The organism is Citricoccus sp. (genome assembly GCF_032154715.1).
Lineage (GTDB): Bacteria > Actinomycetota > Actinomycetes > Actinomycetales > Micrococcaceae > Citricoccus.
Genome location: NZ_JALDXU010000007.1, coordinates 9,946 through 23,042, shown reverse-complemented (window position 1 = coordinate 23,042; position 13,097 = coordinate 9,946). Strand labels below are relative to the sequence as shown.

Below are 13,097 nucleotides of genomic sequence, written 5' to 3'. Positions count from 1 at the left end.
CTGTGCTCTGGTGCGGGCTGGTGTGATCCATCCGGGCACCTCAGCACGGTTCTGGCAGGATGGAGGACATGACTTCCACCACCGTGGCCGGCGGTTCCGGCCTCGAGGAGCACGACGTCGGCGCCAACTTCCAGCGGACCTCGCCTCCCAGAGTGGCGGACGGAGTACGCACCTCCGAGTTCGACTCGCTGGTCCATGCCCAGGGCACGTGGCGTGATGACGAGCTCCACATGGCCCCGGTCTCCGGACTGATGACCGCGGAGATCCTGGCCCACGATCCGCGTCCCGAGCTGCGGTTGGCCCGGTTGTCCTTCGAGATCCTCGGGACACTGCACTACGGCCCCCTGACGGTCGCCACCCGGACCGTGCGCCCCGGGAGGACCATCGAACTGGTGGAGTCGACCCTGGAGGCCCAAGGCCGCGCCGTCCTGGTAGCCCGGGCCTGGCGCCTCGTCACCTCGGACACGGCCGAGGTGGCCGTCACGAACGACTCCGCCCTCACTCCCGTGCACCAGAGCCGGCCGTTCCCGGCGATGGAACAACGGTGGCCCGGCGGCTACATCAAGTCGCTGGAGATGCGGGTGGCCCCGGATCATGCCCCGGGGCACGGGCGCTGCTGGTCCACCACGGCGGTGGACATGATTGCGGGGGAGCCGACCAGTGATCTCGTCCGGCTGATGGGGATGGCGGACACCTCCAACGGGGTGGCCCCCGTAGTGGACGCCGGTCCAGGCGGCTACGGCTTTCCGAACGTCGACCTGCAGATCCACCTCTACAGGGATCCCGTGGGTCCTTGGCTGGGCTATGCGACCACCTCGAACATGGGCTCGGACGGGATCGGGCTGACCTCCTCCGTCCTCCACGACGAACGGGGCCCGTTCGGGCGATCCGAGCAGATCCAGACGGTGCGGAAGGTCCCCTCCCTCGATGCTTGAGGTGGTCCAACCGCTGGCTCGGCACGCGGCCCCATCGGTCGTGCTGCAGTGGACCCGGCAAGGGTCGTCACTGGGTCCGGCCGAGGATCTCGACTATGGGATCACCCTGCTCCGCGCCGCCCAGAACGGGGTGATCACCTCCCCGATGGTCCGCCTCTACCGACCGGCCCCCACCGTGGCCTTCGGCCAGCGGGACGCCCGGCTGCCCGGATTTGCTCGGGCGCAGCAGGCGTGCCGTGCACACGGTTTCGCGCCCGTGGTCCGACGCGCGGGGGGCCGGGCCGCGGCCTATCACGCCGGCAGTGTGGTGGTGGACCACATCCAGCGTGACCAGGACGCGATGCAGGGGTTCCAGGACCGCTTCGCCGGGTTCGGCGAGATGTTCGCCCAGGTGTTCAGGAACGCTGGGGTTCCGGCCGCCGTCGGGGAGATCCCGGGGGAGTACTGCCCGGGCGAGTACTCGGTGCACACGCCGCTGCCGCCCGGGCCGGGCGGGGCCGCGCGTGGACCGGTGAAGCTGGCAGGCACGGCGCAACGGGTCGTCAAGGGGGCCTGGTTGTTCTCGTCATCGGTCGTGGTGGAGGACCCTGCCCCGATCCGGGACGTGCTCGTGGACGTCTACGAGGCCCTCGGCCTGGACTGGGATCCGGCGACGGCGGGAGCAGCTACCGATGCCGCGCCGGGAGTGGACGTGGAGACGTTCGCCGCTGGACTGCGTGCGGCCTACCGGCCCGTCGAAGACCGGCCATGGGCCGACCTGCTCCAGGCGGTTCCGCCTCAGTAGTGTGCCTGGTGGTTCGCCTGGTTCATCTGGTCTGCCTCAGTGGGCCAACGCTGTGGGCCACTGTTGTGGTCCAGCGGCGTGAGCGCGGCGCCGTCAGCGTGCGGCGAGACGCCGATGAAGCTCGCGCTTCGGCACCGGGGTGAAGCCGGCGTCCAGGTAGTGGTCACGAATCTCCCGTTCCTTGCGGAGGAGGGACCATCCCCGCCGGATGAGGAAGGGAACCGGCTTCCGGCGTTCGGCGAGGTCGCGCGCCAACCGGCGGGCCGCCGTCGTGAGCCGATGTTGGTCGATGTACCAGGCCTGGAAGTCGACTCCGAGTCGCGTGAGGATGCGGGGAAGCTCTGCGGCGAAGATGCCCTCCGCCACGATGGGCCCTCCGGCCAGCTCGAGGTCCACGTAGCCGGTGACGGATGACGTGGTGATGGAGTAGTCGGGAACGCGGGTGCGGCCGGTCTCCGTGAGCTCGATGATCGCGTCGACGGCCGCGCGGGCGTTCCACGTCAGCGGGTGGTCCCAATCGATCTCACCGTAGGCGGTGCGGGGGAGAGCCCGCTCTGGATCTCCCTCCGGGTCCGCCTGGTGGTCCTCGGAGATCTCCCGGTAGAAGGAGTCCAGCAGCAGGTGTGGACGGCCGTAGGTGTGGGCCAGATAGGACTTCCCCGAACCGGAGGCCCCGCCCAACAGGACGAGGCCTCCGGAATGGTGTTCGGATGATGCGGTACTCACAGAGTCGGTGTTCCCGTCAGAGACTGGCGGCGCCTGAAGGGAAACCGGCCCTGCGGTTAGTGACCGCGGTCGATCCACTCCTGCAGGTGCGGGGCTTCGGCGCCGATCGTGGTGGAGTCACCGTGGCCGGTGTTGACGGTGGTCTCGTCCGGCAGCGTCAGCAGCCGGTTCTTGATCGACTCCACGATGGTACCGAAGTCCGAGAAGGACCGCCCGGTGGCACCTGGTCCGCCCTGGAAGAGGGTGTCGCCGGAGAAGACGACGCCCTGGGTTCCGGACTCGCTGACCAGTTCCGGGGAATGGAAGCAGACCGAACCGGGGGAATGCCCCGGGGTGTGCAACGCGGTGAGCTGGATGCCGGCCACGGTGAATGTCTCGCCGTCAGCGATGGTGCCGTCAGGGGCCTGGTCAGGATAGACGGTGTCCCACAGCATCCGGTCGGCCTCGTGCATCAGCACGGGGGCGTCCACGAGGGAGCGGAACATCTGGACGGCGCGGATGTGGTCGTCGTGTCCGTGGGTCAGCAGGATGGCCAGGACCTGGCGCCCGTTGACGGCCTTCTGCACCTCGAGGGCGTCGTGGGCGGGATCGATGACCACGCAGGTCTCGTCGTCTCCGACGATCCACACGTTGTTGTCCACCTCCCAGGTGCCGCCGTCCAGGGAGAAGGTGCCGGAGGTGACGATCTTGTTGATGCGAGCCATCAGAGCACCACCACCGAGCGGAGGACATCGCCGGAGTGCATCTTGGCGAAGGCTGCCTCGATGTCACCGAGGCCGATGGTCTCGGTAACGAAGGCGTCCAGGTCGAGGCGGCCCAGGTTGTACTGGTCGATCAGCATCTGGAAGTCACGGGAGGGCAGGCAGTCGCCGTACCAGGAGGACTTCAGCGACCCACCGCGGCCGAAGACGTCGGCGAGGGGCAGTTCCAGCTGCATCTCCGGCGTCGGGACCCCGACGAGGACGACGCGGCCGGCCAGGTCACGGGCGTAGAAGGCCTGCTTGTAGGTCTCGGGGCGGCCGACGGCGTCGATGACGAGATCGGCACCGAAGCCTCCGGTGAGGGCCTGGATGGCCTCGACCGCGTCCTTCTCCTTCGAGTTGACCGTGTGGGTGGCTCCCAGCTCGACCGCCTTGTCCAGCTTCCGCTGATCGAGGTCCACGGCGATGATGGTGGTGGCCCCGGCCAGCTTGGCGCCGGCAATGGCGGCCGTGCCGACACCGCCACAGCCGATCACGGCCACGGACTCGCCACGCTTGGCCTCGCCGGTGTTGATGGCGGCGCCGATGCCGGCCATGATGCCGCATCCGAGCAGCCCGGCAGCGGCGTTCTGCTCATCGGAGACGCCCTCGACCTTGGTGCACTGGCCGGCCGCGACCAGGGTCTTCTCGGCGAAGGCACCGATGCCCAGGGCCGGATCCAGTTCCGTGCCGTCCTCCAAGGTCATCTTCTGGGTGGCGTTGTGGGTGTTGAAGCAGTACTGCTGCTGGCCCTTCTTGCAGGCGCGGCATTCTCCGCAGACGGCCCGCCAGTTCAGGATGACCTTGTCACCGACGGCCACGTCCGTGACGCCCTCGCCGATCTGGGAGACGACACCGGTGGCCTCGTGGCCGAGCAGGTAGGGGTAATTGTCACCGATGCCACCCTGGACGTAGTGCAGGTCGGTGTGGCACACGCCGCAGGTGAGGATGTCGACGACGGCTTCACCCGGACCCGGATCCGGAATGACGATGGTCTCGATGCTGACGGGGGCGTCCTTCGCCGTGGCGACGACCGCCTGGACCTTCTGGGGCACGGTGCTGCTCCTTCCGGGGCCCGGGGTGGGGCAGGGCTCCGACTCGTGGGTGGTTTCGGATCCATCCCATCACATCTGACGCGGCCTGGGCGGCACGTTCCCTGTGAGACGTATCGGATGACCCTCGGATTTGCGTTGTGGATATCTGTGACGTGGTTCATGGAGGTCTGTCTAGACTGTGGGGCAGTGCTGGATGTGCGGGATCGGTCCGGCTGCGATGTTGATGAATGTTGATTCGTGTTGGCAAGCCGTGGGGACGGCGTACTGCCTCGTCTGGGAATTTAAGTGCAATGTGGTTTCCGGGTTCGTGGTCGGTGGCCCTGTGGCCCTGAGGGAGGGGTCTGCGTGACCGATCCGGTGAATCGTCCTGTTCGACTGGCAAAGTGCGCGTCGGCGCCGCGACTGAGGGTGCACTCCTGGCGTCATTCTGCGGCGGCCGGTGTGGCCGCACTGGGGCTGATGTTGACCGCGTGTTCCGGGGGTGGGGGAGACGGGGAGTCGTCCTCCGCTGCGCCGAGTGCTTCGTCGGTGTCGAGTGAATCCGCCTCGCCCGATGATTCTTCGAGCGGGTCGCCGAGTTCTTCGCCGAGTGCGTCGGCCTCCGGATCTTATGAACCGGCCACCGAGACTTCTCCCGCCAAAAATGTGCCGGTGCCCGAGTTGCCTGAGGCAGCACGGGAACCCACTCAAGAAGGCCTCGAAGCCACAGTCGAATACTGGTGGGAAACCGAGTACTACCTCAAGGCGACTGGAGAGGTTGACCCCATGGAAGAGGTATCGACTGCCGATTGCAAACTCTGTCAGAGCTTGTCCAATCGTTGGTCAGAAGCATATGAACTTGGCGGCTGGGCCGAGAATGAGCCTGCTGAGGTTCAAGTTCAGTTTACCAAAATCGACAATGGAGGCCTTGGCGGAACGGGTGCAATGCTCGTTTCAGAAGCTCCTGGTCAGATGTACATGCCAGATGGAGAGGCTGCCGCTTCAGGAGATGGATCGACGAATAGGCCGTGGGTTTTTTCGGCGTTGTTTGACGAATCGACTGGCAATTGGAGATTGGAGAGCCTCGGTGCGCAGGGGTGAGTGTGAATGAAAATCCCAGCGATATGGAGAGTCATATTCGTACTTATCATTTCCGCACTAACGATCTCATCGTTCGCGTTAATGTCTGCATCGACATCCTACTCGGATCAGTGTTTTGGACCTTTTTGCGGAGGATTCGATTCTGAGGAGGATGGGCAAGACTACGGTGTTGACGGTTCGACAACCAGTACACCAACCCATTCAGCCTCAACGACCCCTACGCAAGCTGCCGGTGGGACCGAGGAAGTGAACATAGAGAACTCTGAGTCAACTTTCGCCGGGGAACCTGATCGCATCATTACAATCACTCAGCTCTACTGCACGGACATCGATGGCGTTGCAATGTTGGACTGCATGGAAGCTGAGCAAGCCGCCTGCGCGGAGCCCGGCAGTCAGTGGATGGTCAGGGCCCAGTACCCGGCCAACGATTTTGAGGCTCTCGAAAGGGTGGGGCAGCAGTTTTGTTCTGATCCTTCGGAGCCGGTGGTATCGGATCCCGCTTCCGGGACTCCGGATGCTCCGCCGATGCCGGTGGTGACATTGGCTGATTTCCGGAGCCTGAACATCGCCCCCTCGAAGATTGAGTCTGACTCCGGTGGCTTTGGACTGATCCGTGGCAATACAAACTTCTTCGCGACCGAGGAAGACCAGACGTTGAACACCACGATGCTGGGTCAGCAGGTGGCGATTCAGGCGGTGCCGGTGCAGTGGACCTGGGACTATGGGGACGGCTCGGAGAAGCTGGCGAATCCATATCCGGGTGGGCCGCAGGTGGAGTTCAACCAGGAGACCACCACCAGCCACGTCTACGAGGAAACCGGTCAATACCCGGTGGGGCTGACGACGTCCTACCGGGGCCAGTTCTCCGTCAATGATGGTCCGTGGATCGCGATCCCGGGCACCGCTGAGATCCCGAGCGAACCGGTCACCGCGGACATCTGGCGCTCCACGTCCAAGAACGTCGCCGACGACTGCCATGAGAACCCGGAAGGCTGGGCCTGCGGCAGCCCCTTCGTCGAAGATTGACCATTGAAGACTGATCTCCAGCGGTTGACCGTCCGATGCGGGATTGCGGCAGACTGAAACCATGTGCGGACGGTATGTGATGGCCAGGGCCATCGGTGACCTGGTGGCGGATTCGGGGGCGGACCTCGACGAGGAATTGACGTTACCGCCGAACTGGAATGTGGCTCCCACCGATGACGTGGCCGTGGTGCTGGAACGTGCCGTGCCGACGTCGGGCCCTGAGACCGGGACACGCCGGGAGATCCACGTGGCCCGGTGGGGCCTGGTCCCGCCGTGGGCCAAGGACCTGTCCGTCGGTTCGAGGGCGTTCAATGCGCGGTCTGAATCCGTCACGGAGAAGCCGACGTTCCGCTCCGCGGTGAAGGCCCGTCGCTGTGCCGTTCCCGTGGACGGTTACTATGAATGGCTCAAGCCGGACGCGGGCGCGCCTAAGTCTGCCAAGAAACGTCCCTTCTACGTCCATGCCGCAGACGGCTCGCCGACCTACTTCGCGGGACTCTATGAGTGGTGGAAAGACGAATCCGTGCCGGAGGGCGCCCCGGGGCGGTGGCTGCTGAGTTGCACCATCCTCACGGGACCCTCGCCCGATGCCTCCGACCTCGAATCAGCCCGCAGGGACGGTGTGAACCAGGCGGGGCTCGGCACGCTCGAGCAGCTCAGTGGACTGCACGACCGGCTTCCGCTGCCCCTGGACCGGGACACCCTGAACGCCTGGCTGGATCCCGTGAAGCTTCAGTCCGCGGAGGCGGCCGAGGCTCTGGTGGCTCAGGTGCGGGACCAGGCCTATCGGACCGCGTCCGCCTGGACTCTGGAGGAGGTGGGCCCTGCTGTCGGCAACGTCCGCAACAACGGTCCGGAGCTCATCGAGCCCTTGGAATCCCTCCTCTGACGGCCTGAGTGCTCCGGCTGTCGCCAGCCTCTGTTCCACATCCATGCGGCGCACGTCAGCCCCGGATTCGTGCACCGTTCCTGTCCCGGGTCCCTATCGTGTCCGGACCCTGCCCTAGCCTGCTTCTTGGTGTTAGAACACGTGTTCGAATACCATGGTGGGGTGCGGCCGGGTCTTCCCATCGGCCGTTTCACTTCCCACCGCCCCACCGGACAGCCCCGGTTTCGGGCCCGCCGTTCCTTCCCAGACGGCAGGGCACGACGCCGGCCCGGGCTGCTCCCGGACGAACCCGCCGGCTACGTGCCGGAGGGCGGAAATACGGCATGAGAAGTCACGACAAGAACAGGGCAGGAATCACGTCCCATGGGAATCTTCACTCAATCGGTCGCCGTTGGATGCACCACGGCAGGGGACCCGGAGCGCTTGGAGTGGAACGGCCGGATCTACGTACTGGCTGCCAAGCCGGTGCGCTGGTACGAGCGGCGCAAGTGGTGGACCGAGGAGCGCCGGGCCGAGCGGGGCCGCGGTGCCGGTCTGGTGGACCACGAGGTCTGGCGGGTTCAGGTGCGTCTGGAGAAGGCGCGCAATGCACCCTTGCTGACCTTGGACCTCTCCCACCATGTGGACTCCGGACGCTGGCGGCTGGTCCGCATCCATGACGGCGCCGCGGTGCGCCTCAAGGAGAGTGCTTGATGGGCGCCGCACCGGGCTTTCCGCATCTGCACGTGGCCAGTGCCTTCAGTTCCCATTACGGGGTGTCCTGGCCCGCTGAGCTGGCCGCAGCCGCCGCCGCGGACGGCGCGGAGATGCTGGCCTGCACTGACCGGGACGGGCTCTACGGCATGGCCAAGCATGTCAGCGCCTGCCTGGAACAGGGGCTGGACCCGGTGCTCGGGGTGGACCTCGCGGTGGCCTGGGGTAAACAGCGGCCGAATCCCGCCGGCCGGGTGGTCGTGCTGGCCCGAGGCGGCGCGCAGGGCACGGGGTACCGAGCCCTGGTCCGGCTCATCTCGGCAGCGCACGCCCACACCACGGGTGGCTCTGCCGGGGGAACGCCATACGTCACGATGGCCGAACTGGCCGAGTGGTCTGCTGGCAGGCACCACGGTGCCCCGCCGGAACTGTTCGTGTTGCTGGGGCCAGGATCCGACGTCGGGCAGTTGATGGCCGCGCGCAAGTACACGGCCGGCCGGGCGCTGTTGCGCCAGTGGAAGGCCGCGCTGCCCGCCGGATCCCTGCGGGTGGAGGTGGTCTGCCACCTGTCTGCGCCGGGGGAGAAGCTGTCAGCCGCTCACGCCGTGAAGATGCTGCGCGCCGCACGGGAGACCAGGGTGCCGGCGGTGCTGACCAACGCGGTGCGCTATGCGACGCCGGACGGGGCCGCCACCGCGGACGTCCTCGACGCCGCCCGGGCCCTGAGCTCCCTCGAGACCCTCACCGACCTGCAGCCCAACGGGCAGGGCTGGTTGAAGCCCGCAGAGTCCATGCACCAGATCGCCCTGGAGGTCTGCCAGGCGGCCGGGTCCGGGACGGAGGGGCGGGCCGGCGGCAGTGCCGAGGGATTCACGGCCCTGCTGGATGACACCCATGCCCTCGCCGATGCCTGCCGGATGGACCCCGGTCCGGATCTGGGCTGGATGCGTCCCACCGTCCCGGAGGCCTCGGTCATCGGGATCACCGGGGACCCGGTCAGTGCGCTGCGGGACCGCACTCTCGGCAGGGTTGCCGACCGCTTTCCGGGCCTCTATACCGGGACCCGCTTTGTGTCGTCGACCGCCGGCCAGGACCTGGAGCAGCGGTTGGAGCATGAGCTGGGCATCATCAGCCGGCTCGGTTTCGCCAGCTACTTCCTGACCGTGGCCGAGGTGGTGGAGATGATCGAGAAGATGGGGGTGCGGGTCTCAGCGCGTGGATCCGGGGCCTCGTCGCTGGTCAATTACCTGTTGCGGATCTCCAACGTGGACCCCATGCGGCACGAGCTGATCTTCGAACGCTTTCTCTCCAACGACCGCTCGACCCTGCCGGACATCGACATCGACGTGGAATCGGCCCGCCGTCACGATGTCTACCAGGCGATGTTCGAGCGCTTCGGGGCTGAACGCACCACGCTCATGAGCATGCAGAACGGTTACCGTGCGCGAGGAGCGGTGCGTGACGCCGGGATGGCCCTCGGCATGGAACCGGGGCAGGTGGATATGATCGCCAAGCAACTCTGGCGGTTCTCGGCGTCGAGCTTCCGTGAGGCCCTGGACCGGATGCCGGAATTGCGCGGTTTCGCGGAACAGGTCGAATCAGGCCGGGCCGCCGGGCAGGAGCAATTGGACCTGCTGGTGGACCTCACCGAGCGACTGGACCGGCTGCCGCGGCACATCGCCATGCACCCGTGCGGGGTGATCCTCGGGGACGCCACCCTGCTGGACCGGACGCCGCTGCAGCCCTCCGGGATCGACCTGCCGATGAGTCAGTTCGACAAGCACGACATGGATCCCATGGGCATGCTCAAGCTCGACGTGCTCGGCGTGAGGATGCAGTCGACCATCGCCTACACCCTGGCCGAGATCGAGCGGACCACGGGGGAGGCCGTGGACCTCGAACTGGTGCCCTTCGATGACGAGCCGACCTTCGACCTGATCCGGACCACGCACACCCTGGGCATCTTCCAGATCGAGTCACCGGGCCAGCGTGAGCTGATCGGGAAGATGGCGCCCGTGGAATTCAATGACCTGACCATCGACATCTCGTTGTTCCGGCCTGGGCCCATGCAGTCGGACATGGTGCGGCCCTTCCTTGAGCAACGCCACGGTTTCTCCCAGGCGCGGTATCCCCATCCGGACCTGGAACCCGTGCTGGCCGAGACGCACGGGGTGACCGTGTTCCACGAACAGGTACTGCGGACCTTCGACGTGATGACCAACTGCGGGCTGGCCCAGGCCGATGAGTTCCGCCGTCAGATCGGTGGGCCGCAGGAGGCCGTGGTGGAGGAGTTCTTCCGGTCGACGGCGCTGGCGAGAAACTATCCGCCGAAGGTCGTGGACGAGGTCTGGGGAACGCTGCACGCCTTCGGCTCCTTCGGCTTCTGCAAGGCCCACGGCGCCGCGTTCGCCGTTCCCACCTACCACTCGGCGTGGCTCAAGACCCATCACCCCGAGGCGTTCCTGGCCGGGATCTTCGAGCACGATCCCGGCATGTATCCCCGCCGGCTGATGATCGCCGAGGCCCGCCGCATGGGCATCCCGGTGCTGCCCGTGGACATCAACGCCTCCATCGATCGGTTCAGGCTCGAATGGGTGCCCAGCCACCCTGAGATTCCCGACGCCGTCGCCGCGCCCTTCCCGGCGAATGCGCCGGCCGCTGGGAGCCGGCCGGCCGGCGTCGGGCCGGGGAAGACCACGGGGCACTGGGGGATCCGGCTCGCACTGAACGCGTTGTCCGGGCTGAGCGAGACGGAGATCAAGAGGATCGTGGCGGGGCAGCCCTATGCCTCGCTGGCCGATGTGCGGGACCGGGCCCGCCCGACCCGGAGGAACCTTGAACGACTGGCCCAACTTGGTGCCCTGGACTGCCTCCTGCCGCCGGGCGGGGCGTCACGCACGGACCTGGTGCACCATCTGGAACTGCAGCACGGTGGGCAGCTCGAAGGACTGTCGGGGCGGAGAAAACGGTCCGGGGGACGCCAGGTCGACGGTCAGCTCTCCCTGGAGCTGCCCGATACCGAGGCGGCGGCGATCGTGCCGATGTTCCCGGAACCCAGTCGGGACCAACAGGTGCGGACCGAGCTCGATCTGACCGCCATGGACACGACCGCACATTTGATGGAGTCGCACCGGCCGTATCTGGACGCGCTCGGGGTGACGGCGGCGGAGGATCTGCTCGGGTTGCGGTCTCAGTCACGGGTGTTGGTGGCCGGGGTGCGGGTGGCGACGCAGACCCCGCCCATGCGCAGCGGCAAGCGCGTGGTGTTCATTTCCGTGGACGATGGAACGGGGTGCGTGGATGCCTCGTTCTTCACGGAGGCCCAGCATGAGACCGGTGAGATGCTGTTCTCGGCCCGCCTGATGCTGATCGAGGGCACGACGCGCCGGACCGGTCCCCGGGCCATCAGCCTGCAGGCCATTCGCGCCTGGGACCTGCACCGGCCCGAGGCACTGCCCGATCCGGACTATCTGGATGGCACGCGGGACGAATGGCGGGCCTGGCTACGCCGGGACCGGACCCGGGCGGGTACGCCCCCTGTTCCGGTGCCGTGGGGACCTGCTGCCTCATCGGCCGCCCAACAGCAGGACACCGGGGGCTCGCGCCAGGCGGTGGGGGCCACCGCGCGGCTTCCCGATATCCCTCACCATGACACCGGGTCCTGGCCGGTCAAGGTGCGCGGCGCGGTGGGAGTTCCGGAGGGTGCCTCGGCGACGGGCGGAAACCGATCTGCCCGATCTGTCCCAGGACGTGCGACGATCGGACCATGACGAGCACATTCACGGTGGTGACCCCGTCGTCACACGCAGCCGAGCGGCTCTTCGATCTCTCCCTGAGCATTGACGAGCATCTCGGATCGATGGCGGACTCCGGCGAACAGGCCATCGACGGCGTGACCTCGGGGCAGATCGGTCTCGGCGAGACCGTCACGTGGCGGGCCCGGCACTTCGGGATCTGGTTCACCATGACCTCCCAGATCACTGAACACGACCGCCCCCGTCGGTTCGTCGACGAGCAGGTCACCGGCCCCTTCCGCTCCTTCCGCCATGTCCATGAATTCTCGAGCGGAGTACATGGATCCGCCGGAGTCGGACTCGCAACGGCCGGGGGAATCGCTCAGACGGCGAGCACCATGACGGATACCATCACCGTGACGTCGCCCCTCTTCGGACGCCTGGCCGAAAGACTGGTCCTGGTGCCCTACCTCCGCCGGCTGATCCGGCAGCGTAGCCGGCACCTGCTGGCGGTTCTTGACGCCGACGCCGCGACTCAACGCCAGAAGAAGTGATGCTCCATCCCACTGGGGCTCAGGACACTCTCATGATGGAAGCGGTCCTCAAGATCCGTCGGACTGGACCACAGCCGCAGTCCTGAACCGATGTCATGGGGGGCCACGGCGATGTGAAGGTCATCCACGAGGCCCGCTTCGAGGAACTCCAGCACCGTCGTGACACCACCGCCGAGACGGACATCCTTGCCCTGAGCGGCGTCCATGGCGATCCTCAGTGCCTCGGACGGGCTGGCATCGAGGAAGTGAAAGGTCGTGTCGCTGAGGGAGAAGGACGGGCGCAGGTGGTGGGTCAGCACGAACACCGGGGTGCGGAACGGCGGATCATCACCCCACCAGCCCCTCCAGTCCTCGCTCGTCCAGGGGCCCCGGAACGGGCTGAACTTGTGACTTCCCATGATCTCGGCCCCGATGTTGTGGGTGAAGTCGCGGACGATATGGTCGTCCACACCCCGGGAGCCGCCAGGCTCTGTCCGGTTGGGCCAGCTGTCCGTGGCCCCCGCCCATCGGGTCAGCGGGCCGGGGTCCACATGCCCGAAGGGGCGTTCCAGGCTCTGGTCTTCCCCTGCGGCGATGCCATCTTGCGAGACGAAGAAATTCTGGACCCTGAGTCGTGGATGCCTGCCCCGGCGAGGCGGCTCACCGGTGGGGGGATCTGTGGTGGATGGCATGGCTACTTCCCGGTTCTGGGCTGCGCTGTCAGCACTCGGACGCTGGTTGCCCTGAGTGTAGAAACGCACGACGCCGGATGGCCAGATCCCCGGTGCGTGCCCCTTCCTGCACAGGTCACAGAAGGCGGCACGGCGTCCACATTCTGCGGTGGAGGTGCTTATCGTGTCTGCGCCACATGATCGAATATATGTACTAGAAAATCGACGGCG

12 protein-coding genes are annotated in these 13,097 nt (G+C 66.6%); 8 read left to right on the top strand and 4 right to left on the bottom strand.

The features are described 5' to 3' along the window. Positions 1 to 68 precede the first annotated feature (68 nt). Together RUH65_RS02400 and RUH65_RS02395 are read left to right on the top strand one after the other, a co-directional pair. Positions 69 to 935: a thioesterase family protein gene (locus tag RUH65_RS02400; RefSeq protein WP_313815599.1), complete on the top strand. Its 867-nt coding sequence runs from the start codon at positions 69 to 71 to the stop codon at positions 933 to 935. Then, positions 928 to 1,719, top strand: a complete 792-nt coding sequence (locus tag RUH65_RS02395; protein WP_313815598.1) for a lipoyl protein ligase domain-containing protein — start codon at positions 928 to 930, stop codon at positions 1,717 to 1,719. Before RUH65_RS02400 ends, RUH65_RS02395 begins: the two co-directional genes overlap by 8 nt. A gap of 93 nt (positions 1,720 to 1,812) precedes the next feature. Here RUH65_RS02395 and RUH65_RS02390 read toward each other — a convergent pair whose 3' ends face one another. Genes RUH65_RS02390 through RUH65_RS02380 form a run of 3 tightly spaced genes read right to left on the bottom strand, consistent with a single transcriptional unit; the run spans position 1,813 to position 4,240 of the window. Next, complete coding sequence (locus RUH65_RS02390) at positions 1,813 to 2,445, bottom strand: uridine kinase (protein WP_313815597.1); 633 nt, start codon at positions 2,443 to 2,445, stop codon at positions 1,813 to 1,815. Between the two features lie 56 nt (positions 2,446 to 2,501). Then, a complete protein-coding gene (locus tag RUH65_RS02385; protein ID WP_313815596.1) occupies positions 2,502 to 3,149 on the bottom strand; it encodes an MBL fold metallo-hydrolase in 648 nt (215 codons plus the stop codon). After that, a complete protein-coding gene (locus RUH65_RS02380) occupies positions 3,149 to 4,240 on the bottom strand; it encodes an S-(hydroxymethyl)mycothiol dehydrogenase (protein WP_313815595.1) in 1,092 nt (363 codons plus the stop codon). Before RUH65_RS02380 ends, RUH65_RS02385 begins: the two co-directional genes overlap by 1 nt. A gap of 459 nt (positions 4,241 to 4,699) precedes the next feature. Between RUH65_RS02380 and RUH65_RS02375 the strand changes: the two genes are divergently transcribed. The 6 genes from RUH65_RS02375 (at position 4,700) to RUH65_RS02350 (ending at position 12,216) form a co-directional block, all read left to right on the top strand. Then, on the top strand, positions 4,700 to 5,320 hold the full coding sequence (locus tag RUH65_RS02375) for a DUF6318 family protein (RefSeq protein WP_313815641.1): 621 nt from the start codon (positions 4,700 to 4,702) through the stop codon (positions 5,318 to 5,320). A gap of 246 nt (positions 5,321 to 5,566) precedes the next feature. After that, positions 5,567 to 6,346: a PKD domain-containing protein gene (locus RUH65_RS02370; RefSeq protein ID WP_313815594.1), complete on the top strand. Its 780-nt coding sequence runs from the start codon at positions 5,567 to 5,569 to the stop codon at positions 6,344 to 6,346. Between the two features lie 61 nt (positions 6,347 to 6,407). Further along, a complete protein-coding gene (locus RUH65_RS02365; protein ID WP_313815593.1) occupies positions 6,408 to 7,235 on the top strand; it encodes an SOS response-associated peptidase in 828 nt (275 codons plus the stop codon). Between the two features lie 363 nt (positions 7,236 to 7,598). Beyond that, on the top strand, positions 7,599 to 7,928 hold the full coding sequence (locus tag RUH65_RS02360) for a DUF6504 family protein (RefSeq protein WP_313815592.1): 330 nt from the start codon (positions 7,599 to 7,601) through the stop codon (positions 7,926 to 7,928). Further along, entirely contained in the window at positions 7,928 to 11,698 is a 3,771-nt protein-coding gene (locus tag RUH65_RS02355; RefSeq protein ID WP_313815591.1) for a DNA polymerase III subunit alpha, read from the top strand. Before RUH65_RS02360 ends, RUH65_RS02355 begins: the two co-directional genes overlap by 1 nt. Beyond that, positions 11,695 to 12,216, top strand: a complete 522-nt coding sequence (locus RUH65_RS02350) for an SRPBCC family protein (protein WP_313815590.1) — start codon at positions 11,695 to 11,697, stop codon at positions 12,214 to 12,216. The genes RUH65_RS02355 and RUH65_RS02350 overlap by 4 nt, the downstream gene beginning before the upstream one ends. On the opposite strand, the gene RUH65_RS02345 is transcribed toward RUH65_RS02350, so the two are convergent. Continuing rightward, positions 12,198 to 12,887 (bottom strand): dihydrofolate reductase family protein, encoded by a 690-nt coding sequence (locus tag RUH65_RS02345; protein WP_313815589.1) that lies wholly within the window; start codon positions 12,885 to 12,887, stop codon positions 12,198 to 12,200. The two genes, RUH65_RS02350 and RUH65_RS02345, sit on opposite strands and share 19 nt — an antisense overlap. Between the last annotated feature and the right edge of the window lie 210 nt (positions 12,888 to 13,097).